The 24,898-nt window shown below is 51.2% G+C and carries 23 protein-coding genes; 8 read left to right on the top strand and 15 right to left on the bottom strand.

What is annotated here, in order from left to right:
• Positions 1–134 precede the first annotated feature (134 nt).
• The 5 genes from AC5TBW_RS17850 to AC5TBW_RS17830 all read right to left on the bottom strand — a co-directional run bounded on the left by AC5TBW_RS17850 (position 135) and on the right by AC5TBW_RS17830 (position 7,404).
• Positions 135–1,841 (bottom strand): class I SAM-dependent methyltransferase, encoded by a 1,707-nt coding sequence (locus AC5TBW_RS17850; RefSeq protein WP_495509845.1) that lies wholly within the window; start codon positions 1,839–1,841, stop codon positions 135–137.
• Positions 1,842–2,072: 231 nt separating this feature from the next.
• Positions 2,073–4,502, bottom strand: a complete 2,430-nt coding sequence (locus AC5TBW_RS17845) for an AAA family ATPase (RefSeq protein WP_495509844.1) — start codon at positions 4,500–4,502, stop codon at positions 2,073–2,075.
• A complete protein-coding gene (locus tag AC5TBW_RS17840; RefSeq protein ID WP_495509843.1) occupies positions 4,499–5,074 on the bottom strand; it encodes a hypothetical protein in 576 nt (191 codons plus the stop codon). The genes AC5TBW_RS17845 and AC5TBW_RS17840 overlap by 4 nt, the downstream gene beginning before the upstream one ends.
• Positions 5,071–6,786 carry an SIR2 family protein gene (locus AC5TBW_RS17835; protein ID WP_495509842.1) on the bottom strand — a complete coding sequence of 572 codons (1,716 nt, stop codon included), beginning with the start codon at positions 6,784–6,786 and terminating at the stop codon, positions 5,071–5,073. Before AC5TBW_RS17835 ends, AC5TBW_RS17840 begins: the two co-directional genes overlap by 4 nt.
• 402 nt (positions 6,787–7,188) lie before the next feature.
• A complete protein-coding gene (locus tag AC5TBW_RS17830; protein WP_495509841.1) occupies positions 7,189–7,404 on the bottom strand; it encodes a helix-turn-helix domain-containing protein in 216 nt (71 codons plus the stop codon).
• 148 nt (positions 7,405–7,552) lie between these two features.
• Between AC5TBW_RS17830 and AC5TBW_RS17825 the strand changes: the two genes are divergently transcribed.
• From AC5TBW_RS17825 to AC5TBW_RS17810, 4 genes are read left to right on the top strand one after another with little or no spacing between them, the layout of a single operon-like run.
• Positions 7,553–7,789, top strand: coding sequence for a hypothetical protein (locus tag AC5TBW_RS17825; protein ID WP_495509840.1), 237 nt, complete (start codon positions 7,553–7,555; stop codon positions 7,787–7,789).
• The gene (locus tag AC5TBW_RS17820) at positions 7,782–8,945 is read left to right on the top strand and encodes an Arm DNA-binding domain-containing protein (protein WP_495509839.1); all 1,164 of its coding nucleotides are present in this window, start codon (positions 7,782–7,784) and stop codon (positions 8,943–8,945) included. The genes AC5TBW_RS17825 and AC5TBW_RS17820 overlap by 8 nt, the downstream gene beginning before the upstream one ends.
• 9 nt (positions 8,946–8,954) lie before the next feature.
• Positions 8,955–9,275: a hypothetical protein gene (locus AC5TBW_RS17815; RefSeq protein ID WP_495509838.1), complete on the top strand. Its 321-nt coding sequence runs from the start codon at positions 8,955–8,957 to the stop codon at positions 9,273–9,275.
• Complete coding sequence (locus tag AC5TBW_RS17810; protein WP_495509837.1) at positions 9,266–9,550, top strand: hypothetical protein; 285 nt, start codon at positions 9,266–9,268, stop codon at positions 9,548–9,550. Before AC5TBW_RS17815 ends, AC5TBW_RS17810 begins: the two co-directional genes overlap by 10 nt.
• Before the next feature lie 66 nt (positions 9,551–9,616).
• Here the strand turns inward: AC5TBW_RS17810 and AC5TBW_RS17805 are convergent, their stop codons facing one another.
• The 5 genes from AC5TBW_RS17805 to AC5TBW_RS17785 form a co-directional block, all read right to left on the bottom strand.
• Positions 9,617–13,003 carry a tyrosine-type recombinase/integrase gene (locus AC5TBW_RS17805; RefSeq protein ID WP_495509836.1) on the bottom strand — a complete coding sequence of 1,129 codons (3,387 nt, stop codon included), beginning with the start codon at positions 13,001–13,003 and terminating at the stop codon, positions 9,617–9,619.
• Entirely contained in the window at positions 13,000–15,396 is a 2,397-nt protein-coding gene (locus tag AC5TBW_RS17800; RefSeq protein WP_495509835.1) for a hypothetical protein, read from the bottom strand. Before AC5TBW_RS17800 ends, AC5TBW_RS17805 begins: the two co-directional genes overlap by 4 nt.
• Positions 15,397–15,410: 14 nt before the next feature.
• A complete protein-coding gene (locus AC5TBW_RS17795; RefSeq protein WP_495509834.1) occupies positions 15,411–15,800 on the bottom strand; it encodes a hypothetical protein in 390 nt (129 codons plus the stop codon).
• A 999-nt stretch (positions 15,801–16,799) separates the two neighbouring features.
• On the bottom strand, positions 16,800–17,210 hold the full coding sequence (locus tag AC5TBW_RS17790; RefSeq protein ID WP_235208652.1) for a hypothetical protein: 411 nt from the start codon (positions 17,208–17,210) through the stop codon (positions 16,800–16,802).
• A gap of 20 nt (positions 17,211–17,230) precedes the next feature.
• The gene (locus tag AC5TBW_RS17785; RefSeq protein ID WP_495509833.1) at positions 17,231–17,974 is read right to left on the bottom strand and encodes an alpha/beta fold hydrolase; all 744 of its coding nucleotides are present in this window, start codon (positions 17,972–17,974) and stop codon (positions 17,231–17,233) included.
• Positions 17,975–18,233: 259 nt separating this feature from the next.
• Between AC5TBW_RS17785 and AC5TBW_RS17780 the strand changes: the two genes are divergently transcribed.
• Complete coding sequence (locus AC5TBW_RS17780) at positions 18,234–18,539, top strand: 2OG-Fe(II) oxygenase (protein WP_035581727.1); 306 nt, start codon at positions 18,234–18,236, stop codon at positions 18,537–18,539.
• A 428-nt stretch (positions 18,540–18,967) separates the two neighbouring features.
• On the opposite strand, the gene AC5TBW_RS17775 is transcribed toward AC5TBW_RS17780, so the two are convergent.
• Both AC5TBW_RS17775 and AC5TBW_RS17770 read right to left on the bottom strand, forming a co-directional pair.
• Complete coding sequence (locus tag AC5TBW_RS17775) at positions 18,968–19,246, bottom strand: hypothetical protein (RefSeq protein WP_495509832.1); 279 nt, start codon at positions 19,244–19,246, stop codon at positions 18,968–18,970.
• 723 nt (positions 19,247–19,969) lie between these two features.
• A complete protein-coding gene (locus tag AC5TBW_RS17770) occupies positions 19,970–20,854 on the bottom strand; it encodes a DMT family transporter (RefSeq protein WP_495509831.1) in 885 nt (294 codons plus the stop codon).
• Between the two features lie 419 nt (positions 20,855–21,273).
• On the opposite strand from AC5TBW_RS17770, the gene AC5TBW_RS17765 reads away from it, so the two are divergent.
• A complete protein-coding gene (locus tag AC5TBW_RS17765) occupies positions 21,274–21,546 on the top strand; it encodes a hypothetical protein (RefSeq protein WP_495509830.1) in 273 nt (90 codons plus the stop codon).
• Between the two features lie 230 nt (positions 21,547–21,776).
• On the opposite strand, the gene AC5TBW_RS17760 is transcribed toward AC5TBW_RS17765, so the two are convergent.
• The 3 genes from AC5TBW_RS17760 to AC5TBW_RS17750 form a co-directional block, all read right to left on the bottom strand.
• Positions 21,777–21,989, bottom strand: a complete 213-nt coding sequence (locus tag AC5TBW_RS17760) for an antitoxin Xre/MbcA/ParS toxin-binding domain-containing protein (protein ID WP_035581718.1) — start codon at positions 21,987–21,989, stop codon at positions 21,777–21,779.
• A 74-nt stretch (positions 21,990–22,063) separates the two neighbouring features.
• Positions 22,064–22,285, bottom strand: coding sequence for a BPSL0761 family protein (locus tag AC5TBW_RS17755; protein ID WP_035581716.1), 222 nt, complete (start codon positions 22,283–22,285; stop codon positions 22,064–22,066).
• 71 nt (positions 22,286–22,356) lie between these two features.
• Positions 22,357–23,444, bottom strand: a protein-coding gene (locus AC5TBW_RS17750; RefSeq protein ID WP_495509829.1) for an IS3 family transposase whose coding sequence is annotated in 2 segments (ribosomal slippage) — positions 22,357–23,183 and positions 23,183–23,444 — 1,089 coding nt in all. Because the reading frame shifts where the segments join, the coding sequence is not laid out codon by codon here.
• 83 nt (positions 23,445–23,527) lie between these two features.
• On the opposite strand from AC5TBW_RS17750, the gene AC5TBW_RS17745 reads away from it, so the two are divergent.
• On the top strand, positions 23,528–23,872 hold the full coding sequence (locus AC5TBW_RS17745) for a TetR family transcriptional regulator C-terminal domain-containing protein (RefSeq protein ID WP_495509828.1): 345 nt from the start codon (positions 23,528–23,530) through the stop codon (positions 23,870–23,872).
• A gap of 45 nt (positions 23,873–23,917) precedes the next feature.
• Complete coding sequence (gene acuI / locus AC5TBW_RS17740; RefSeq protein ID WP_495509827.1) at positions 23,918–24,898, top strand: acrylyl-CoA reductase (NADPH); 981 nt, start codon at positions 23,918–23,920, stop codon at positions 24,896–24,898.

The following is a 24,898-nucleotide window of genomic DNA, read 5'->3' as shown; positions in this document are numbered from 1 at the left end:
TCCCACATTAGACCGTTGTGCCATATCTCCTGCTAACCCACAAGTGTGCCAAGCTCGTCAATATATAAGCTAATACCTGTTATAAAGCTAATGACCTTTAGCTATTACCTGACACAAGGTATGGCACAGGCTTATTAGCTCACTCCCATCCATTCCGCAAGTTGTTGATTCGCCTTTAATCGTTGGCGTTGTAGTAATGCGCTGTTAAAAATTCCATCCAGAGAAGACGTTGGCGTGGCAAGCGGCAGTGCTACGGCAGCTTCATCACGAAATTGCTGACGGACTGTACAGGCATCGAGATATTGCCACCAGTGCATAATGTCCTGTTTAGCCTTTTGCATCACTTGAGCTGCAGGCAGTCGATCCGATTTGGATTGATTGGCTTTTGCTGTCGCTGGCAGCAAATTCCATAGATCATTGTTGTTCCAGCGCGACCAGGGAAAGCAGTGGTCGATAGCGTAATTTTGCCTGTGCAAATCATTTTGTGACCAGACGCAAGACAGTGGAGCCGGTTCATGTAAACGTTGAGTGACCAGTTGACGCGCCTGCTGTGTGTCACGGCGACTTTCTTGCCACTGCAAGGCGAGATGCAATGTGCCGATATCGTAAGTGGCGTCATACCGCTGCATTAACTGAGCCCACTCATGAACAATGGCGGGCTCGATCCAGCAGGCGTAGCGGCTCATAGAGTCCCATAGTGAGGTAGGGATACGAAATGTTCCGAAAGAAGCCATCGTGGCGCTATCAAGTCGAACGGCCTGTTCGCGGATGCGTAGCCCTTGATAACTTCCATCAAATACAGGCCGCTGGCTGCCGGGCCAGGTGGTGAAGTGAGCAGGCATCTTTAGAACTGTTTGGCAGGCATCACGGATTGCTCGCATGACGGTGGCAGCACATTGAGGATCATAAAAGGCTGAGCCAATGCGCAGATCATGTGGCGATAGTTGCTTTAAGCGATAGAAATCATCCTTAGCGAAACCATACCCCTTCTCGCCGGGAGATTGGCGCAAATCACGCTCTATCAATAAAGGACGGTACAGTTTTATCCAGTAGAGACCTACTGCTCCCAGAGGTACCGTCACCCATTCTTCTGTTCGTGAAATCACTATGCCAGGTGCGCTATCGGCAAGGCGTGTCAGCGTGCGTAGCAAACCGAGCTTGTAAGAAGATGCCTTGTCATCATTAACGATAATATGCCGAAGGGAAGGCAGTGCCCCAGTGCCATCATCAGGTAGCCTGAAAACCCGTAGATGCCAAGCAACATCCTGGCGCCCAAGTTGGTCGTCGCTATGACTTGCCTGCACGGGGAGTAACGCCAGATCACGAGCCCAGCTATCGAATATGCTCATGTGGACCGAATGAAGCTGGCGCTCATTGCTATCCGGGCCTTCACGGCAGGTGATTACCATAAGCCCACCCGGCGCTAGCAGGGAGCTAAGAACCCTCAAAGCACGTTGCTGTTCATTAGCTGGTAAATGCATCCACACCGCTGATACCAGAATCAGTTGAAAGCGCTGTGAAAGCTGACGGATGCAATTTAAAGCAGGCAAAGTATCGTCAATCCAACTGACATCCTTTTCGTGCGTATACTTTTGCCCTAACGTTCTCAGCTTTTCTGCTGGCTCTACCGCCATTACCTGCCAACCGCGCCCTGCAAGTGCTTTAGCATCGCGCCCGCTTCCAGCGCCAACGTCTAGTGCTAAACCAGCCTGCTCAGGAAGTTGATGCAGCCATTCACCATGTGCGTTTTCAAAACTCAGGGACAGGTACTGGTCAAACAATCGATCAGCGTGGTCGTCGTAGAAACGCATTGACGTAATGAATGGTTGGGAATTCGCCATGCCAAATCCTTGGTAAGCAGTCACGGAAATACACTTAACCTTACCAGTTTTGTGAACCTCTGGTGGTGAGTGAGATGCTGGGCAATTCAGCTATCGGCCAATAGCAGCCATTCACTAAACTCACTGAACCGTGTCGTTCGCTACAACGAGACGGTCGCATCGTAGACCAACAAAACGTCTCAGCCACGCGGCCGTTTCAGAGCTCGGGAGGTCTAGTGTGAGCGCAGATGACTAAGATGCAATCGCTAGGTCCTGCTTCCAGTCTCTGACCAGAGTGTTTGCTACCGAGTCTCCATTGGCTGTACGTCCCAGCTCTACTGTGATCAATCGGTCCCCTTCGAAGGCTGGGCTTAGCTCCAGGCAAAGGTAGTCGAAAAGGGGTTTTTCGTGTACAGCAATGATCACTTGGCGTCCATGCTGCTTGGAGAGTGTCCGCAACAGCGCAGCGAACTGCGAGATGTGAACTTCGTCCATGCTTTGCACCGGGTCGTCGATGATCAGCCACGGTAGCTGAGGCTTCACGGACAGATGGAGCGCGAGGAACAGCGTCAGCGCGGCCGTGTTGAGATTCCCGGCGCTGAGCATGGCCCTTGGATTTCCGCCTTTACTGCCGTCTCGGTAGTGGGTCTCTAGCTTCGCTTCGACGTCGCCCCTCGTCGCCTTGGGCAAAGAGAAGGCGGGGATGAAAGGTTCATCCGGTGCCAGGCGGATGAAGAGGTCTCGCCACGCCGCATTCAAGGAATCATTGAACACCTGGCCCACGACACGGGAACGCTCAACCTGAGCGAGCCTGAGAAGCTCACGGGCCTGTTCCATCGCGCGCTCCCCCGCTTCCTTCGCCGCATGCAGGCCTCGACGAGCAGTTTTGCGCTCCAGCTGCCGCACCTTGATGGCTTCAATGTTTTGCTGCTTCAGCAGCAGTTCCCTCAGTTCCACCTCGCCATCGTGGCGTGCCGACTCTTTTGCCGTCAACCGCTCCAGCCGAACAGTGACTTCAATCAGGAACCGCTGCAGCGCCTCTTGTAAAGGCTCACTAGCGCCGATGGAGTCCATGGAAAGCATCGAGGCATACCGACCAGCAGAATCACGAATGGCTGCTGATTGCTGATCGCTGGCGCGAGCCGATGCCAAGGCTTGTGCGGCGTTGGCAGCTTGCTCGAATAGGGTTTCGCCAGCGTTGGCTTCCGCTTCCAGTGCAGACAACGCCTGCAAGGCCTGCTCTAGGGTTGCAAGCCTTTGCCCGTATTCCGCTCTAGCTTCGGCCGTGAGTACTAGCGCTTGAGTGACATCGATCTCTCGATCTCTGGCTGCGACGGCGTTCACAGTGTTCACCCGCTCCTGCGACAAGGCAGAGAGAAGGCCAGCCGACTGGGTCAGGGACGCAATCCGGGCGGTGAGATGACCCAGTAACGGCGACGACGAAACCTCACCGAAGTCCCGACTACAGACCGGGCATTCTTCCGTATGCACATGTGGCACCAGGGCAGAAAGCGCTTGCGCAAACTGACCTGCATCATGTGAATACTGCACGATCTGCTTGTCGATCTCTTCCAGCCGTCTGGTGAGACCTTGCCGGTCCTCTTGAAGGGTTGAAACCTGCTTTTGTGCTGCTTGATCCTTGCTCTGAACCTGCTCACATCTAGTTACCTCAGCGGTAATGGAGCGATGGGCGTAGGCGCGGGCGTATTCGGGGCGGTTTTGGATGGGTGACGGCAGATCAGAGAAGTAGCCACCAAGCTTGTCGAACAAATCCGTCATGCGCTTGCCACTAGTGTCCAGCCAGCCGCGCAGTGCCGCGTCGGCGGCACTGGCGGCCATTTCGGCAGCCTCGCGCTGGTCGGCAGCAATGGCGGATAACACCCTCTGGCTTTGCGAGACCGTGTCATTGAGCTCCCGCCTTAGCTGCGTCAGGCGTTGCAGCTCGGGCTCCTGCGACTGGTCCTTTAACAGGTCAAGCATCGCCTGTGTCGAGAGATCGGCAACGTCTGGCCAGTGTGGTGCAAGTCGCTGAGCCACCGTCTGCATGAGCTGAGTTGCCTGGCCCTCGGCAGCAGTGAGTTCTCTGGCCAGGCGGCTCAATTCGTCATCCAAACTCGGGATCTGCTCGCGTATGTCCCAAAAGCTAACGGCATGGCCGCGGAGCCGGCGAACGTCTCCGGCACCGTGCAGGCCGTCAATGAGCGCATCCAGCGCATCCAAGCCGAGCAGTTCCTTAACGAATCGCGTCAGTGCAGTGCCATTCGCCGATTTGTCCTCGTAGAACTCCAGTAGTCTGGATAGTGTAGATTGCGCCAGGTAGCAGCGTTCTGAGAAGTGCCTGCCCAAGACGGGATCCAGCGCCGGCTTTCCAACGAACTTGTTGCCATGGATTTCGAAATGTCCTGCAGGAAATTCGACATTAAGCTCCTGGACGCCGATCGACACCGAGCCCTTCTTGGACAACGCCTCCTTATGAACCAGATGCTCCCGAAACTGTGAGTCCAGCCGAGATAGCGATGCCAAATTGCCGGTCAGGCCAAGTTCCATCGCCGTCAACAAGCTGGTCTTGCCAGCGCCATTACGACCATGGATCAGCACGACAGGGCTGTCCATAGGGACCGTTACCGTCCCTCGAAGACTGCGGAAGTCGGTAGCCGTGAGTGACGTGATGCGTGGCGTCATGAGTTCTTCTCCTTGGCCTGGACGGCAGCGGCGTCGATGATTGAGTACAGTTCCTTGCTGACGGCGCGCTCTCCTAGAGACGCAGCATTGATCAGCTTCCTGGTGGTCTCGTCCAGGCTTTGTGCGGCGGCGTGGATGCGTGCCAAGGAGTTGCCCGCCACGGACTCAGGCTGTGGCAACGGCAGAGGCAGCAGCACAGCCAGCCAGCTCATGAGGACTTCGTCGCCGTCGTCACCGCTGATGTCGCCGATAGGAAGGACCCGGCAGACCCGTCCCATTGATTCCAGAGCGGGAGCACTGGGACGGGGGCCAGTCACCACCAAGGTAAGCGACCGTGTGGAGAATACGATGTCCAGCGCGCGCGCCACGCCGTCGACCTTGCGCGTCAGTTGCGTCTCGCTCTCGCTTGCGATGTCGGCGACAAGGATCAGTTCGGCCGAACTCTTCGCCTTCACGAACGCGGCTGGAAACTGGAATTTCAGCTCGCCGACCTGAAGTCCGTTGGCGATTCGCTGGTACCCTGCATCCTCGAGCGCCGCCGCGACCCGGCCCACTGGCGTTGAATCAGTCATAGCGCAAGCTCCTGTCGGAACGCTTCATACAGTTCGTCAGCGGTGGTGGAGGTTTGCAGCAGGGTCGATATGCTAACCTCGCGCACTTTCGGCAAACCGGTTCGCCCTGCTGCCGCCCTTGGGGATCGAGTCATTGGCACCGCCAGCCTCTGAGACTGGATCAAGAGGGGGCTTTCTGTTTCCACTAGGTGCCCCTCGCTGCGAAGCAACGCAGCGCCGGACGAGCTGGCTGTCAGGTACACCTTAGTACGAGCCGCTGCTGCGCCTTTTCCGGTGACTGCCAGCACACCCGATTCCCTCTCGAGAGACTCCGCTTCCACTACCCAGTGGTCGCGGCTCAAACCCATCCCCACCAAACCAAGTGCAACGGCTGCCTCGCGTAACCCGAGTGCCCCTAAGGCGGGATTGCCCGGGAGGGATGTCACTACATCATTCGTAATCGGCTCAAACCTGACATTGGGGTGTTCGATTTGGCCGTCACGAAGTAACTTACAAGCGCGGCCGAACCGATCGAGGAGCGCATCGATGAAGTCGATCTCCGGCTCCGCCATATCTGCTAGGTGGTTGCGAAGCGACACTATGCCGGTACACAGGTGTTGACGCTCCGCAAGAGGGAGCGGACTTGGAGCGAGAGGGATCAACGCCTGCAGCTTTCTTGACCACACATCCAGCAGCAACGCGGTGAGCAACCGCTTTGCGTATGCCTGGATGCGCGCCTCCTCAAAGACCGCCGTCCAGTTGGCTGACGTGATTTGGTCGCGGTAGACGTTTTTCAGGAGCGATCGCTGGTCCATGCCCAGCTTTTGCTCAGAGAACACATAGCTCGGAGGAGCTTCGTCAAGCTGCCACGTCAACTCGTTAGCCGCTTTGTTAAAGATTCCCTGAATATTGGAGTCCTGAGCTGAAAGGCCAAGCATAAGCGTGCGCTTGCTCCCAACGATGTGCGTCAATGCAGTGACCAGCCCTTGGTTGTTCGCCTGCGTGCAGAAGGCGGCGACCTGGTCGTTGGACGCCACCATCCATTGGCGGTACTGGCTCGGATCACCTTGAGCTTTCACAGCACAGCCGTGAAACTTGATGAGGCGGGTCTTATTGCGGGGCAGTTGAAGATCGGCAGGACGTGCGACAACTGTTGGACTCAGAGCAACATTGCCGCCTGTCAGGGTGTCCACAGCCCTTTCGACCAGCGGGTCCCAATTGGCGGAGAGCATCTCAGGCGCAATACCTTCCAGACTCAAGGCCGCGAGGCAAAGGTGCTCCACGTCGGGGATCATGTCGGGATCCGCGAACGTCGCGCAAACGTCGATGACATTCCACAAGAGATAGTCCATGTCCTCGCCATCGACAGTGAGGCCGAGCAGCTTGGAATAGTTATTAATCAAGCGCTGTGCAATGGCATCCTGATCCGGCCAACTGGCAAAGGGCTCATCGAACTTCGAGCGCGCACGTTCTTCAGCTGAGGTGCTGGCCAAGTCGAGAATCTCTTGCAAGGTGCGTGCGAACTTACAGTTGGGATCCGCATGGTTTATTTGCGAGCGTACGAACTCGACAACTTTGCCGACGAGGCTGTGCAGACTCGGTGCGCGTCCGAACGAAATCCCAGATCCCAACCAGAATGCGTAAAGCCCGTTTGACACACCTTCTGCGAAGGACTCTAACGAGCCATCAAGCAAGCTGAGCGTGTCACGCACAGTGATGTCGAATGCAGCCATGCATGGCATCTCCTTGTTTTTATTTAATTTTATCGCAATCACGCGGTACTGGATGCGCGTTTAGCCTAGGATATGTCGGTTGCTGACCATCCCGTGATCGCACGCGGCCGACTGCTTTGGCCGATCGAGATTGCGTTTTGTTCAGCCACGACATGCGTCTCTAATAATGGTGTACGGGACAATTTCGCAGCGCACTTGAACGCTCAAGTGCGTCCGCTTTGGGTCGTTATCTGCCTCTATTATGTCTCCAGCGAAGGCTAAGCTAAGTTTACTCAATCGGAGTGCTTGGGTCACCTTGATCTAGCAGAAGGCCCGATCTAGCAAGCCTAAAAGGTTTTGCATTCCGAATCGCCGAGTTAAGCACCGTCTTTTTACTTACGTTGAGCCAATTAGCATTCAATTTTAATCAGTGTCCTTATCTACCTGATACTCGAATAAGTCTCCCACCTGACAGTCAAAATACCTACATAACGCTTCCACAGCTTCAAGCTCTATTCGACTTGCTGTTTCGTGATACAGCCGTGTAACCGTTCCTCGGTTAATGCCGGTTTCACGGGCCACGTCGACGATTTTCAGCTTTCTCTCACCCATGATCCGAGATAAGTGACACTTGATCATAATGTCTCTCTATAGAATTAATTGAGCTCCTGTAGATCAAAAATGCTTGCAGATGGTCTCTTTTGGTCTATTATGTTCTCCAGGAGATCATTAAGTCCCGCTGGGATCCTTAATGAACTACTAAGAACATATCACAAGGAGAGCAAAAATGTCTTATTGCTACCTCACCACGGCAGAACTTGCCATGCGCATCAAATACGATGCGCGCACTATTCGCGAACGTTTAAAAGATGACGTGTTGCTGGAAGGTATTCACTACATTCGCCCATTTGGTGGCCGTAAGATTTTGTACCTTTGGGAGCCCATCGAGCGCGATATGCAGTTGCATTCAAAGGAAGAAAGCATCGGTGTGCCGATGGCTGGAGGAGGTATGTGCCATGGGTAGAATTGCGGTCAGGAAAGAAACTAAGAAGCTGTTTTTTGACTTTAACTATCTGGGCAAACGCTGCCGCGAACAAACGTCACTAGATAACACGGCGACTAACCGGAAAAAGCTAGAGCGGATTCTGGAGAAGATTGAAGCGGAGATTACGCTGGGCTCGTTTGATTATGGACGCTACTTCCCGGATAGCCCGCGAGCAAAGACGTTAAGCAAGCGTGCACTGACTACCTTAGGAGGTTATCAAGCGACGCCATTACTGCGCGAGTTTGCTGAGACGTGGTTTGCGGAGAAAGAGATCGAATGGCGCGAGTCACAGATCGTCACCGTGCAAGGATGTCTGGATCGACATATTTTGCCAGCGTTAGGGGATAAAGAAGTCGGCAGCATCACCCGTGCAGAAATTCTTGAGTTCCGGGCCTCACTCGCCAAAGTAAATACCCGGAGCGGCAAGAAACTCTCTGCCAGTCGCATTAACCACATCATGACGCCATTGCGAATGATGCTGAATGAAGCCGCCGACCGCTATGAGTTTAGCTCACCGTACCGCGGGATTAAATCGCTCAATGTGCCACGCACCGATGTGGAACCGTTTTCCCTTGATGAGGTGCAGCGGATCATCAGTAATGTCCGCGACGATTTTCGTCAGTACTACACCGTGCGCTTCTTCACCGGCATGCGGACTGGCGAGATTGACGGTTTAACCTGGGAGCATGTGGATTTCTCTCGACGTCAGATTCTAGTGCATCAAGCGGTGGTGAACGGCAAGGTTGTGCCCACTAAGAACGATGGATCCTTTCGTGCGATTGATATGTCGCAGCCGGTCTTCGATGCCTTGAAGGCGCAGTTTGAAGTCACGGGGAAGACAGGTCTGGTCTTCACCACACGTAAAGGCACCGCGCTTTCACACCATAACGTCACTAAGCGCGTTTGGTACCCGTTGTTGGAAGAGCTTGGGATGAATAAGCGACGGCCTTATCAGACACGCCATACCGCGGCGACATTGTGGCTTGCGGCAGGCGAGAGCCCCGAGTGGATAGCGCGCCAGATGGGCCATACCACAACGGAAATGCTTTTCCGTGTTTACTCACGCTTTGTGCCCAACCTAACGCGCCAAGACGGCTCTGCGTTTGAGCGCATGCTTAACCAGAAACGCGCTTAGGAGCAGACGATGAAACAGCTCAATACTCTAAAATTGAACCGCGACGATATCGAACACTCCCTGCGCGTTACGGCAGCTATCAAATCTCAGCGTCGTCTTGAACATCGCTTGGCGGAGTCCTTGGCCGCCGCTACCAGCTTAGCTTCTGGCTGCGCGCTCGTGATGTGGCTTGGTGATGGGCAAGAGAACAGCAACCTTGATGCGCTAACGACCTGGGTAGGGCGCACCCTTCAACAACTTGGCCTTGACGCTAATCGCCAAGCGATCCCGCATCTTCTCGCGGAATTAGAGCGCACGCTTTGGGCTTGGGAGGATCAAGCATGGCAGTAACACAGCCAGTGTCATCGAATAAAGCTGGGCGTGAGTTTGAGGGCGCGCTATATGTGGCCGGTGTTGAGGGTCCAGAGTGGTTAATGCAGCATCGGGTATGGTTGCTCTACTTGATTGGCCCCAATGGTAACTATCGCTTCTATCTCACCGACCGCCACTTAACGGGGCAGGGCGTGCCTAAAATGGGCCAACATGTTCAGGTTACGACCAAGTGGGCGCAATTTGTTAGCCAGAAGCTTTGTTTTATTAACGCGTACGAGGTGCTGAACAGCTAGGCTAATATCGTTGCTTAATATCCTACTTATCCCCACCCCTTATAATCTAAGCGGTGGGGATAAGTTTTAAGCGTCATTGCTAGGCAGGGCACCTTGATTCCCGATGGTTTCCTTATCGCCGTTGGTTAATGATGATGTCACTGACAGCTGCTCGTCGTCTCCCAGACCCAATACCAGCATCGTCATAAAAGCAGCGAAGCGCACGGCTTCCCATAAAGGTTGTTGGCGGTCTTTGTAATGCCCCCGCGTGATTTTTAGATTGGCATTCCCATGCCAGTAACGTGTTCGGCCAGAAGGCGAAGGCGTTGGAATCAACTCAATGCGCTCGTGGGGAATGTCGGTCGCATTGGACCAGTAGCGTTTGATGCTCTTTTCTTTGGCCGCCATCTCGGTTTCGACAACGAGGTAAACATGCTGAAAACAACGCAGCGGACGCAATAGTTCGCGGACACTGTTAATGGCATCAGCATTGGGTAGCTCGATCTGCCCGGTGCTACGTTGCATATGATTGCGTAACATCATTAGGCTTTCTTCCGCGATATCGGGCTGCGACTGATGCCAGTCGAGCAGGCGGTGAAAAAACTGTCCGGCCTCTCTTAGTACCGCTGGCTTGATAGGCGGTGCCATGCAGCGTTGAAGCTCTGGCATATAGATACGTTGCGATGCCACACGCCGAGAACGGTCATTGCGGTTATCTTCACGACTAAACTGTTGATTGGTGCGTCGTGTTTTACGTTGCATCAATGCTTCGCCATGCTCCAACCAGAGAGATAGCTGCTCAGGGTCGAGAACAAATCGGCTGGCTGTCCGTTGGATAGCGTCGCCAAGCGGTATCCCGTGCATCTCTTGTTGTTCGACAAGCCGCAGGCTTTGATAAATCGTCGTGGCTTCGGGCCAGTCGAACGAGGATTCCAAGAGGTTATCGAGCGGATTCTCGGTGGGCGGTTGATAGGGGTGCCATTCTTTCTCCAGAGGGTCATCGGCCAGATATGGCTGCCACTCATCCTGCAGATACTGCAATAACACGCTGGCTTGCGTCTTTCCTTTGAGCCCGCGACGGTTACGCCAACTGCTCAACGCTGTTTTAGTCGGAAAATTAAGTAATGCGAATTGTTGGTCGATATTGAGGGTGGTATTAAGACGTTCACGTAAGGCTTGCCCAAGGATCCAGTCGAGAGAGTGAGTGTACGAGCTAAGCGTCTCATCGGGGCTTGCATGCCCCGCCCAAAGCGCGAGTTGCCAAAGCCGTTTACGCGAAGGCCTGTCTTGAGGCGCAAGACCAGCTAAGGACGAAATATCGGTATCGATGTTTGGCATCGCGATATTGCGATGGTCATCCAGTGCCCAGGCGCCTGGCAGTAGTTCACCAGGCACTCGCTCCAACAGGCGCATTAGCGTAAAGGTCACAAAGCTATGCCGCAGATGATGGTAGCGCAGAGTATTGTCGCCACTGACCGTTTTTAAGGCAGTTTGTATCGGTTTAAAAAGCACTTTATCTTCCAGAAGCAATCGGCCATTTCCACTGCGACAGAAAAGCAGTTGTTTAGTTACCTGCTGGGTAGTGATTTCCCCTTTGCGACGTTTTACCCAGTCGATGAGTTCCTTTCGCTCTTCTGGCATCAGTAACCACAGCGGCAACCGTCGTGTTGCTGAATAGCTTTTACCTTTTCGGTAGTCATTGGAACGAATGATGATCTCGCCATCGAAAGGATCGTTCTCAAAGAGGTAAGCGACATCTTTTATCTGCAGCCCTGCGCACTCGCTGCGGCGGATCCCGAGACGGTAACCCAGTATCAATGCAAGTTCTTGCATCGTGCGAAAGCGTTCGGGCTGTAGTGAGGTCTCAATCAACTCCAAAGCGCGACGAAATTCGGCGGGTGTAATAATATTCACATCGACGCGCTGTTTTTCTGTATTGGCACTGTCGAGGTCGATGTTGGGGAATGCGTACGAATCAACGAGGAAATGATGAAATTCATAAAGACGATTTCGCATTTTCGCTTTGGAAGAGGAGGTTTTAGCACTGTTTAACACGCCTTCATACAGCGCTTCCCACTGATCGGCACTGGCAGCTTGAACATCACCAAAGGATTGACTGTGCGCTACCAGCGGGCGTGCAATGGTCGATAAATACGTTTCTGCAGTGCTTGCAGCCAGTTTGGATTTAACCCGGCCACCTTTTTGCATCAGCTTTTTACACCAGTTGGCGAGCATCGTCACCATGACACCGTTACTGTTTGAAACCGCTAGAAATGCGTTGATGTTGTCGATTGCGTCACGCCTGCCCGTTTGTCCTACCAGCGAAGCTGAAAAGCATTGCTGCAACTGACGAAGCTGCTTTAGCTGGTCGGCAGGTGAAGTGCTTGCCTGGTGAGTTATTTGGAAGTCTAGGTAGACGTCTTCGTCGTGGGTTTCGACTGAGGGGGCTATTAACACATTGCGGTTAAGCAGTCGCTGCCATGAGGACGGGCGTAACGAGTGCGAGGAGTCGGCTTTGCTTGCGTAGTGTGTCAGTAACGGTGGCATATCGAGAGCCGACGCTGTTTTTGCCATCGTCAGCAGAGTTGAGATGTTTGCTGGCGGTATATCGACAGCAATGCTTTTGATATAAAACTCCAGGCACTGCTCGACAGGCACCAAGCTTTTAGAAACGGTTCTTGGCCATGCGTTGCCTATATTCTGGTAGGCGTTTAGGAGTAGCAACTGGCTCATCGGACTCAAACATAATCGCCGGTAATGAGATCGCAGCTCTTTTTCGATCGGTGTCTCAGAAAGTGTTTTTGAAGGCGGATGATCATCAGACGCTTCGACTTCTACCTTTTCTTCCTCGCCTGGATTAGTCGACTGAATGCAGTCTGCTACTGTGATAAACCCTGTGCCGGGAGCAAAGGAAATACCTTGCTCAAACGCTTGAGGCATCTGTTCCAGGTAGCGCTTATCCAGCAGAGCACCTTCACGGATCAACTGAAACAACCATCGTCCCACCATCCATTTACTCAGCGCATTGCCGCTATGATTTTCCACATTAGACATTGCGTCATGTTTTTCTACGAGGGCATCCCAACGATGCAGGTCTAAGAATGAAGAGGTCGTGACGGTGGGTGGCTTACGGACGACAGTGACCAATGGACTCGGAATTGTCACACGCCATTTCAGCTTTTCACGGCCATTTTCCAACCCTTTCACTAAAAAATTGTGCGTTTTTCGCAGTGCCTTGGGCGGCGTGCTTTGGTGCAGTGCCTCAAATACGGCAGAGGTATCTGTGTCTGCAAAAGAAAGGTTCGGCTTGCCTTCTATGGCTCCGGGGACCTTTTGTTCCAATGTTTCGAGAATGCCCATCAGAAATTGATAGCGTTCACGATCGCGTTGATAGCGGCGTTTTTCTTGGCCATCACTAGACATTTTTTGAGGCCGTGGCAGTCGCCACCCTGACCAGAGCGGCTGGTCGCTCATAGCGCAGCTCCTTTCAGTGCTTTCCAGCCTTGTTGCACCATCAGAGGCTCTATAACTGAAGTTATAAGGTGCTGATATTCTCGTGGGCAAAACGTCGAGTAGCTAGCCCATGGCTCTTGGCCCGAATCCCAGTGACCCATAAAGGCATCGACAACCTCCGACGATAAGTCCCTCTCTTTTAATCGCGTATGCAAATAGTGGCGGTTGATATTTAAAGGCGGGGAGTCGATCCACTGCAACTGGTCATGTAGCCGAGTCGGCGTGATTTCCTTTGGATTGCCGCAGTGATCCAGGAACATAAACGGCGTATCCCACGGGTGTTGAAGATAAAACGCTAAGCGGAAAATAATACTTTGGCGATGAAGTTGGTAGTGTTGCAGTTGCTCTACCATGAGGCTTGTCAGCGGTAGAAAACGTGCATGGCTTTGTTGATCGTCAGTTTTGTCGGCAATGACGATGATACGTCGCGATAACGAAATATTATTCCAGCTCGGGAGTGGGTCACGAATGCTTCGATATCCTGTCGAGAACATCAGCATGGCCACTGTATAGGCCACGTAAGCATTGTGCATGTTGAACAGTGCGACCGGCCTTGCCTCCTTTTTAGCTACTTTAATCTGCTGTTGCATATTAGTGACGAGATCGTTTACGTATGCCGTTCTAGGTACGAGGTTAGACCCGACATAGTTGGCTGCATCAGATTGAGAAGTAGCGCATGCGATAGCATGGCAAGGCTCAGCTTCTGATGACGGATGAGTAGAACATTGCCGTGCGATGGCCTCCATGGCTCGGGTATATTGCTGTTCAAGGCGTTTCATATGCGGTGCATAGTAATAAAGCGATGCCTGCTGCCCGAATGAGGGCACACGCGCTGTTATAAAGCATGCCCCCGTTAAATCTGCATCACCGTGGTTGAGCGTATTAAAAAGGTGGGCACCCAAGCGATGAGCGGTTAACCGCGATCCAGTTTTACGGTTAGTGTCAGAGAGAAGCGCTTTCAACTCATTTTTCAGTTCTTCCCGATAGTCCTTTGAAAACAGTGGCACAGAGCGTTTATTAACCCTTGAAGCAATATGGCTTACTTTTAGTTTTATGAGCCGCCAAAATATTGGCGGGACAGGTAGCGTCAGGCGATCTCGTGTGATGCGCATATGAGCGGGCCAATCCCCCGTCAACTGGCGACTATTTTCTGGTCGATAAACCCCTGATACCCAATACGCTCGCTCACTAGATAAAACGTAAATTGCTTGGCTTGAAATGACCTTTGGGATCCTTTCAATGTGTTTGATTACCTGTGTGTCCAGCACACTGTCTAGGCTACGACCTGTCATGAATAGTAGCCCGACCACACACTTAAGCCATTGACGTAGGGTGGGTTTCTTTTGCTCCAATTGCTGCATTAATTGATGAAGGTCAAATGCACTTAACTGCTCCCAGCGCCCTGGTAGCAGTTGAGCGGCTTTATCTTTAAATATTTGCTGGCTGCGTGCGCGAAATACGGCTTGTAAAGAGCTATCACCCTCAGCCGCTTTGATAGGGGCGTCATTCTGGGTCAGCTCAGCGGCCGGACGCTCTTCCACGGTAGATAAACCGGAAGTACGCAGGGCATCTTTTGTTTTTTCGTCTATATCGGATGGTAGGGTGATAGCTGAGCTGGCTGTCTCGTTCCAGCTATCATCCGGATCATCATCGAAGCGACGTCTGCGCTGTGCTAGAGTCGTATTTTTAGTTTCATCAGCGGTTGTATCTTGATAACCGCGTTGTGGTTGACGACGATTTAGAGCGTAGGCGAGAAAGCGACCTAACTCTTTGATATAGCTGTCTTGCCGGTTTTTTTCTTCGTCTGCTTGGTACCTATCACACCGTTTGAGCAGTTGATCTGTTGGCCGATCGAATGGAGCCAGTAATTCCAGCCACTCAGTATCAATACGCCTTGCGACTTTGCAAGCAGCCTCCAGGTTTTTGAGGTAGGTCGTCTGTTTAAGGCGTTTTTCACGCTGCTCAGTAAAGCCTTGATTGGCTTCAACTGCTTTCATGTCCTTGCGCCAGTGGAGGGCCGCATTGATGATATGCGCCAGTAAATACAGACGATCATTAAGCCCTTCTAAATCTTCTTGCATTTTAGCAAGCTTAAATAGAGCGCCATTTATCGGGTGAGTACCGTGAATGCCTTTTTCTTTCTGGCCTGGCATTGATGTTAGTACCAACTGTCCACTCTTTATGGCGTCTGCTAGCCCTGAAAGCGCTGATGAGTCCCATGCCTTGTCACGAATGGCAGCCAGTTTTTCAATGGTGGGTACCAGTAGTGGCTGGATCGTCTCGATAGCAAAGTAACCATCGCGGGGCTGAAGGACGTCCTTGAGTAGAGCGGTAAGTTGCGCATTACTGTCCATAAATTTAACAGTCCTTAAAAGTCCCTACGGTTTATGCTAAGGGCCTCGCAGAAAGACGCCTTGCTGTTAAATTTTCCTGACAGACTTGTTAACACTTGGGGGTCAGAAGAAGCTAAGAACTGCCATAACGACATGATGTAATGAGGTAACTCTTTTGGAGAAACTGCATGGCACGTTTCTGCTGATAGCGCTAACAAAAGTGCTAGAGAATCTATATTTTTACTGAGCGGTGCATCAACTAAAGTGATTCGAATTTTTTCACTGCCAGAGAGGCAACGTTTGGCTAGATATAAAGGGAACAGGTTAGCAATGCACACCAATGGAGTGCCATTCTTACCCCTTTTATTTTCATAAACGATCGGAGGATGCTGAAGCAAATAGATTTTTATGGCCTCTTCAGACATGCATTGAACGTTTCGTAAGAGTGGCGAGCGAGCTAAAAATACACGAAGTACAGGGGCAGATAAATGCTGACTGACTCCAATATGAGATAATGGAACCTTTCTTGAACCACGGTCCTGGAGCATTAAAATACCTGTACTAATGATTTTAAAAATCACTCTAGGTTAACTAAGTGATTCAGATTTCAGGATATGTTCTCTTTATTTTTACCGCATTTTTTGATTAGCGCAACCCCTGTTTGAACAAAATTTAATATAATTTCAGAGGAGCATTATAGTGGTAGGTAGGTATTTAAGTTATTATTTTTTTATCTAGAATATAATAGTATTCAATTATTTAATTTTCTTAATTATTATAGTATTCAATTATTTTATAAAGTGGCGCTGTATTTTCTAGGTTAATATAAGAAGGCAAGCTACTTAAATAGCTTAATCGCTAACTCACTTTTTCTGTGCCAAGCAGCGCGCCACAGAGCGCTAACAAAAACTCTTTGGATCGCTTGCTTATGTTAATCAGTACGTTGAGTTGGGCTTTGCAGAAAACACCGCTAAGGAGGGCAATTCTATGCTTCGGCGATGATAGATGTAACAGGTCGATAAACTTTTTTATCATGCTCTACGTTCACCCTCCGGCCTGTAGGGTGCGCAGACTTATTTTCATAGTAATCAATTATTGTTAAAACGTGGAAAAGCACTTATTGCCCCGGTTCGAATATCGTCTGTGTCTTTTGATCTACCCCTTTGAAGCCTAACTACTTGAGGTCGCACGCGCCAAGGCAATCAACAAAAGGTATGAACTGCATAGGCGAAGCCATCCAGAAGTTCAGAAAACAACGTAGCTTGGGATCGGGATTGACCTGCGACGAAACGTTTCATCGATACCTCCCACGATCTGACCGGGGTGAAAGTAAAGAGGATAGCTACGTTTTGCAAAGCCTGGGGCAGGAGCGGACGCTTGATACTAGCTGAATGACGTAATACGTAGGGAGGTTTATTTCCTTCTTAGTCGCGAAAGTAGTCATCCCTCGCCACTAGCCCTAATTCGTCTCTCGCGTTGGTTGGAACTACATCGTCATCTTCGCTGAATAAATTTTGTATGCGCTGCTCCTGTTTTAGGTTCGCTAGTGTGAGGAAAAAACAATCCTCACAGAGGTGCAGTTCGTATCGCTCGCCATCATGCTTGGTGCCGTAGCCCCAATGTGCTTGGAGTGTAGCGAATTCAAGCCCACCAGAAGTGACTCGGGTAGAGCAGAGACATAGATCACACTGCACGTCGGTGACGGTTTCAATTTCAACTTTTTCTTTAATTTTCATCGCTATCTCCAGCATCAACCAACCGGCACATTTATCGACGGCATCGAGCAAACCCCTCAGACCAACGACCATCGAAGCGTCGCTGGTTCTAATCCGCATACACCGCTCTTGACTATATCTCAGCGTGCGAGGAACTCGAGGATATAACGCGCTGTCCCTTCTGGTTTTTCGTCAGTCACCCAGTGACCGGCATCTCTCACCCAGATCAGCTCGGCGCCCGGAATGGCATCTGCCAGCATGGGACCATAATCCGGTTTCTGGAAGCTGTCTTTGTCACCCCACAGTACCAGCGTATCGATTTCGATATTCCTGAGATCACCGGCGATGGCCTCAGTGTATTCTTTGTTGAGGCGACGCATGTTGCGAAAGAATGCCGCCTTCCCTTCAACGCTATTCCACGGCGCCACATAGCGCTCTATCATCTCTTCGGTCGCTACTGCCGGGTCATGCACACCACTTGGCATGAAGCCGCGCATGGTGGTGATAAATTCCTCGACACCCGGTTCCAGCAACTGCTTAAACTCTGGGATTGGCCAGGAATCGAAGCATACGCTATCGATCAGTACCTTACGTCGCACACGCTCAGGGTGTTTAACGGCCATCAGCTGACCGATGCCACCACCGATATCATGCGACACAATGTCTGCTCGTGCGACACCGAGCGCATCCACCAACTTGATGAAAATACCGGTTTGGGCAATGATAGAGACATCAGCATCCACCGGCATATCCGACTCACCATAGTTCAACATGTCAGGAGCAATGACACGGTAGTGCTTGGCCAGTTCCGGCATAACATTGCGCCACATCAGCTTGTTAGTCGGGATACCATGAATCAACAATAGCGGCTGGCCTTCACCCATTTACTTGTAAGTTATGCGATGTCCTTCGATCATCGCATAGCGTGTTTGTAGAGCTTCCATTGTATTGATGTCGTTGCTCATATTGACCTCTTCTATCAAAAATAGCAGTGAGTCACTGCAAGGTTATCTTTCCTGGCATAACACTTGCGCTATGAAAGTGAGGGCACTTTACGCATTAATGAGTCATCGCTCAAAAATGAATTTGAGTGACCACTCAAAATGCGCTCTAATAGTGCCAATCAATTGCAGGAAAACGCCCATGGCCCGTATTATTAACCGCACTTTGCTCGATTTAAACCGCCTGACAATCAATCTCGTGACCTACCCCGAAGGCCACAGTGTTATGCGTCATAACGACCCGGTGAGCAGCGGCAGCTACTACAAACTAAATCTTGTCCTGAAGGAGCCACAGCAAGGTGGCGTTTTCGAAACCGATCGTGTCATCTTTTCCCTCTTCAACCGTATGGTACTTTTCCGGCCCGACCTCTACGATCATAGCGTCAGCCGCATAGAACGTGGCAAGCGGATACTGTTGAGCATCGCTTTGCATTTCCCGTGGCGCTAGGCTAAGCCTTTAAGCGAGTGACCGCTCAAGAAAAAATTAAATGTTTATTTAAGTGCGCCGCGGTGTTGTACCGAGGTACCGAACAAACTGGCACTGACCATGGCCCACGCGACAATTACAAATTGGCAAGACTCTCTGGAACGAGCCCAGCAGCTGTTCTGGAAAAAAGCGAATTCTCTTTGAATATTTAGGTAGCAAATTAGTGCGTACGAATTATTTAAAATAATATGGGTTATGAGGGGATGCTAAATGCGGATAGGCCCCTTGTGAAACGGGGTCTATAAAATAGGGTTTTACTTATAATCATTTGATTTTGAAATATTTTTATATCAGCTTCATAAGTGCCAAAAAACCCACCTCGCGGTGGGATTATTGGCACTTATGAAGCTGAGCTCCGCTGTGTTTCAAACAGCAGCGCTCATCTGCTTTCAAGAGGCATTACGATCCGGCAGTTCAGATGCTGCAAACTGGTCATCGTTGCTAATTGAGTAATGCAATTCAGAGCTAGGCTCGATAACAGCGTTTTTGGCAGCGTCGCCGTTCACAAGCGTCAAATCAGCTGGGGCAATGCGCAAATTTTCGGTACTGTAGTTTGCAGAAGTGCTTGCATGAACGATTTCATTAAGCTCACCAGCACCCTGTTCCGCTAGAGCAGCAGTAGACGTTAATGTGATGGCAATTGCAGAAATAAGCGTAACTTTTTTCATGGTTAATACTCTCTTTAATTTACGGATCCAATGATCAGATCGTTATGGCGTGCTGCATCAGTAAGTGCGTTAATATTAACTGCGCAAAATAAATAAAAAAATTGATTAAAAGTACTGTTTATATTCGTTTTTATCGAATTATTTAAAGTTGCTGTTTTTGAACAGACCTGCCAACGGTTATATCCATAATTTTCATTACACTAGCGAAGATGTTCTAAGTGGCCACAAAGCGGCGACGCTAATTTTCGCTGAGCGCGTACCTCAACAAATAGCGCATCATCACCGTGTCAAAGCTCACTGGCAAAGTAGTAATACGTGTGTGGGCTCAGCCCGGAAAGCAAACGCCCTAATCACATGAAAATTCATCTGCTTTATCGGTTAGGGATTGGATTGGTATGACAGTTAGTCCGATTACCCTCAAGGCTGCTCGGCTAAGCACTCTGCCTCAGAACGCTGGTTAAAAATTCAAGATAATGAGGATAATCTTGAATTTTGGTCAATAGGCGTGAATAAATCACGCTATTTTCGCCTGAAAAAACTTTTCGTGTATCTCATATGTCTACGGCACTCTGTCGCTGTCAGCAGAGCGCCTTCTGAGTATGGGAGGTGTGCGCGATGGCCCACGTTGTTACCCAGTAGGCCAGTTGAGCGCTAGATCTCCCTTGTCAACAGGTGATGCCAGCCGCTCATGCCAGATCTGAACCACAGGCCCAAAAATAGCCGTTACCCGTTCCGCTGGCTTAGGCGTGCTTGGATGATACCGCTAGCCAGTATCAAAGCGCCGCCGATCAACTGCAACGGCGACAAGGCTTCGCCGAATAGGCTCCAGCCGAAAAGTACCACTGCCAGCGGCTCGCAGTAGGCCAGGGTGCCGTAAAGTGCGGTGGGAAGACGGTTTATCGCCAACACGGCAAACAGCAGCGCGACAAAGCCCGGCACCAGGCCCGCCACCAGCAGCCATGGCCACTGCCAAGGCGCGGCGCTTAACCCCTCGGGTTTAATCAGGGCGAAGGGTAAAATTGCCAGCGCGCCGAACAGTAGCTGCCAGAAGGCACCGGTATGGCCGTTATGACGTGGCGGCAAGCCGCGATTGGTCAAAATAAAGCCGCTGTAGGCAAGCATCGCCAGCAGTGCAAATCCTAGTCCTGTGGCGTCACTGCCGTTGTCTAGCTTTAGCTGAAACTCCTGCATCATTGCAAAGCCAAATAGTGCTGTGGCAATGCAGCCGAGTTGCGCGCGCCTCAAGCGCTCATGAAAGACAAAATGCGCTATTACCGCGGAAAACACCGGCGCTAAATACACCACCATAATGGCGTTGGCCATCTGTGTGTAGTTCATCGCCTGCACGTAAAACAGGATAAATGACGCTAGCAAACCGCCGGTGATTACTACTCCCCAGCCAGGAGCGTGGCGTAGATGTTGGCCGCGGCGGGTAATGATCAGGTAAAGCAGCAAAAAGCCCGCGCCCAGACCTAGTCGGTAGAACGTGATGCTTTCCGCGCCGAGCTGTGTAATGCGCGAAATCACCCCGATGGTCGCCATGCCCACGGCGGCGGCAACGGCAAGTAGTAAGCTAGATAACGGCACGATGGTAGAGCGAGAGGGCATGACGGCAACCAGGTGGGAAAAGAAAAGCAGGAGATGCTACCGCTTTCGATATTGTTCTGCCTTCAATAAAGCGACTAATCTTGAATTCAGGGTTTTAAGCGGGGTTATTTCACGTTTTTATAGAGAATAAATGTCATAACCTATGATATTTGCAATTTATTTGAAACGTGACTCGGTGAAAATAGCTGGGCAATGGATGCTCATCAAAAAGGAAACTAGGCACGGAACGCTCTATGACGCCATGGATGCATAAGCAGGATGCTTATGAGAGCTTGCTAGGATAGCGATGATTGAAATTGCCCGCCCCTTAGGGGGCGGGCTTTTCTTTGCCTGCATCAAAAAAACGTGTACTTTCGACGTCACGCCTTGATTGAATAGCGCTACACTTTAGAGTCCGAGCCTACTTATGGAGAGTAGCCATGATGCGACACGAGAACATCCTCGCAGGCTTGGGCGGCATGGGATTAGATGAGGCTATAAAAGACACCCGCGCCGCACTCGACCAGCAATGGCAACCCTCTCAGTTGAGTGTGACCACTGCTAACGTCAACATATGCCTGACGCAGGAAGAGCGGTTTGCAATAGGGAAGGTAATACGTGAAATGTTGAAAGATCGATTATTGGTACTGGAAAACGAAACAGATTGCTCAGACCTCGTACGCAATTATCCTTTCAAAGATAATCGAAGGTAATTCAATAAGCCTATGATATTAAGGTATTTGATGATTTAGTAATTGGACGGTTGGCCAGAATTAGAAAAGGTGGTGCAACATTGGGTGGTAACGCTCTGAAAATCGAATAGGCATCTTTCGAGTAAAGGCGTACAGACATCAATAGCGAGCCTGAACAATTATTCAACTTCTTGAGCAGAATTAATAGAAGGGGCTAAAAACCACGATCAAGTCACCGCAGAATGGCGAGGTTATGTGTAAACGCCTCTGTCTATCCTCTTAATCAGATCCAGCACCTGCTGACCGTCTACCTGCATGACATCAATGGGACGCTGCCAACTAAGCCCTATAGCTTCACTGTGTAACCACTTGTCCGCTGCTGTTCGATCCCCACCAAACAGCGCTATAGCCGCCCTCCAGATGACGATTGTACTTTCCTGTTTTGAGTCATCAGTACTAAGCATATCTCTTCACCTCTAGTAAATTCTTGAGAAATCAAATTTTAGATGAGTCAAGGCAGTATAGGTTTTGTATTCACTTATTCTTCTTTGCTAGACAGCATAGGATGAAAAATAGTCCCTGACGTAAGTTTTTCTTCTAACTCGCCAGCCATAAGCACTTCTCTACGGCTTGGGTAATGGCGCAGCAAGCGTCGGGCCTCTTGTCGCTTCTCATCAGGAAGGTATTTATCCTTGCTCAGTTCAATCAGAAAGGCTTCAGTCTGGATAATTGCACGTGTCCGTTCATAAGGTAGCGTCATTAGACTTCTCTCATTGTTTCTAGAAGCGATTGGGTAATCCCCCCATTTTTAGGGGGCTTCAAAAGTAGAGTTCAGGCCACAGTGGCCAGTTTCTGTTGAGGGGTAATCCCTCCAAGCCCCATATTAGGGCGCTCGTTGTTGTAGTGCCAGAGCCTGCGAGTAGCATAATCCTGAACCTCTTCGGTGCTGTCGAACAGATACTGTGCCAGCCAGTCGTAACGCACCGTGCGGTTGTAGCGTTCGATATAGGCATTCTGTTGGGGTTTGCCGGGCTGGATAAACGCCAACACAATGCCTTGGTTTTCCGCCCAGTTCGCCAGCTTGCCGCTGATGTATTCAGGGCCGTTGTCACAGCGAATAGAGCGCGGTTTAACCCGCCACTCAATGATCTGCTCCAGTGATCGGATAACACGCTCTGCCGGAAGCGCGAAGTCTACTTCGATGCCAAGGCCTTCGCGGTTGAAGTCATCAATTACATTCAGCAGTCGGTAACTACGTCCGTCGTTAAGCTGGTCGTGCATGAAGTCCATCGACCAACTGTCATTGATCATTTCCGGCACGCCCAATGGCACCGGCTTTTCACGCACTAGGCGTTTCTTGGGTTTTATCCGCAGGTTCAGTTCCAGCTCTCGATAAATTCGGTAAACCCGTTTGTGATTCCAGCCAAACCCTTTGACGTTTCTCAGGTGCAAAAAGCACAGACCGAAGCCCCAATTTCGCTGGTTATGGGTCAACCGGATCAGCCAGTCGGCGATCTTGGTATTCTCGCTGCTGAGCTTGGCTCGGTAGCGATAGCAGGTCTCGCTGATGCTGAACATCCAGCAAGCCAGCCGAATACTGATGCGCTTCTCATTGACGGCTTTCTGCGCCATCTCACGGCGTCGAGACGGCTTCACCACTTTTTTTCGATGGCTTCCTTTAGGATGTCCGCTTTCAATCGTTCCTCAGCGTACATCTTCTTGAGCCGTCGGTTTTCATCCTCTAGCTCTTTCAGCCGTGCCATCATGGACGCATCCATGCCGCCGAATTTGGCTCGCCACTTGTAGAAGGTCGCACCGCTCATTCCATGCTCACGGCATAGCTCCGGGACGGGTGCGCCGCCTTCGGCTTGCTTGAGGATCGACAGTATTTGGTTGTCAGAAAAACGTGATTTTTTCATGCAGAATCTCCCTGCGTTTAGCTTACGGAAAATTCTACTTTTGAGCACCCTGGTTTTTCGGGGGGATTACCACGCTACCGCCGTTGTTGCGTATCAAAGCTTTCGTAGCAGATGCCAAGGAAGGCATGCAGCGTCATGATTTTCAGCGCGGCTGTTTAGTCGGCAACTTGGGTCAAGAAGTGAATGGTCTTCCTGAAGGCTATCGTACATGCCTCCAAGCGATATTGACCGACTGGCAACAACGAATAGCGGTATGTCTACGTGAAGCCCAACGACTGAGTGACATCATTTCTTCGGCAGATTGCGATCGACTCGCTGAGGCTTTTTGGATTGGTTGGGAAGGTGCTGTCATGCGTGCACGGCTTGAAGCGCAACCACGCCCGCTCGATATCTTTCTGGATACGTTTTTAGACGGAATATCTCCGTAATTTTTTTAAAATTTAATAGACGACCGTCTACAAAAGAGGTGCAACATGTTCAAAGCAGTGCTGATCGATAAAGCAGACGATAAGCAGCAGGTAGCCATTACCTCGCTAGACGAAGCATCGTTACCTGAAGGCGATATTACCGTCAGCGTGCATTGCAGCACGCTTAACTACAAGGACGCCTTGGCCATTACAGGCAAAGGGCCTGTGGTGAAGCAATTTCCTATGGTGCCTGGCATTGACCTATCGGGGGTCGTCGAGCATTCTGCTTCGCCTGACTTCAAGCCAGGGGATACGGTGCTGCTGAACGGCTGGGGCGTAGGCGAAAAGCATTGGGGTGGATTGGCCGAGAAGGCGCGCTTAGACAGCCGCTGGCTTATTCCACAGCCGTCAGCGTTTACGCCTTATCAGTCGATGGCCATTGGCACGGCGGGCTATACCGCAATGCTAGCCGTTATGGCACTGGAGGAGCGTGGCGTTAAGCCTAATCAAGGAGAAATTTTGGTCACCGGTGCGAGCGGCGGCGTGGGCAGCTACGCGATTACGCTGCTGGCTCGCTTAGGCTATCGCGTAGCTGCCTCTACGGGGCGTCAAGAGGAAGCAGCCTATCTTGTCGAGCTGGGGGCTGAGAATGTGATAGACCGTCGTGAACTCTCCGAACCCGGACGCCCATTGGCCAAAGAGCGGTGGGCTGGGGCCATCGACTCTGTGGGCAGCCATACCCTTGCCAATGTGTTGGCCTCCACCAAGTATGGCGGCACCGTGGCATGCTGTGGTCTCGCGCAGGGGATGGATTTACCCACCAGCGTTGCTCCCTTTATTTTACGCGGTGTCACGCTCGCGGGTATCGATAGCGTCATGAGGCCGTTGGCTCATCGCATCGAGGCTTGGCGTCGCTTAGGAGAGCTATTGAGCCCTCATCAATTGGAAGCGATCACTCGACCCATCGACCTAACGCAAGTTATCGGCGTCGCAGAAGACCTGCTAGCGGGTAACGTCAGGGGAAGAGTGGTCGTCAACGTGGCCTGA

It is taken from the genome of Vreelandella sp. ssv (assembly GCF_059448525.1).
Note: the sequence above shows the minus strand (reverse complement) of the source record. Positions and strands in the feature narration are given on the sequence as shown.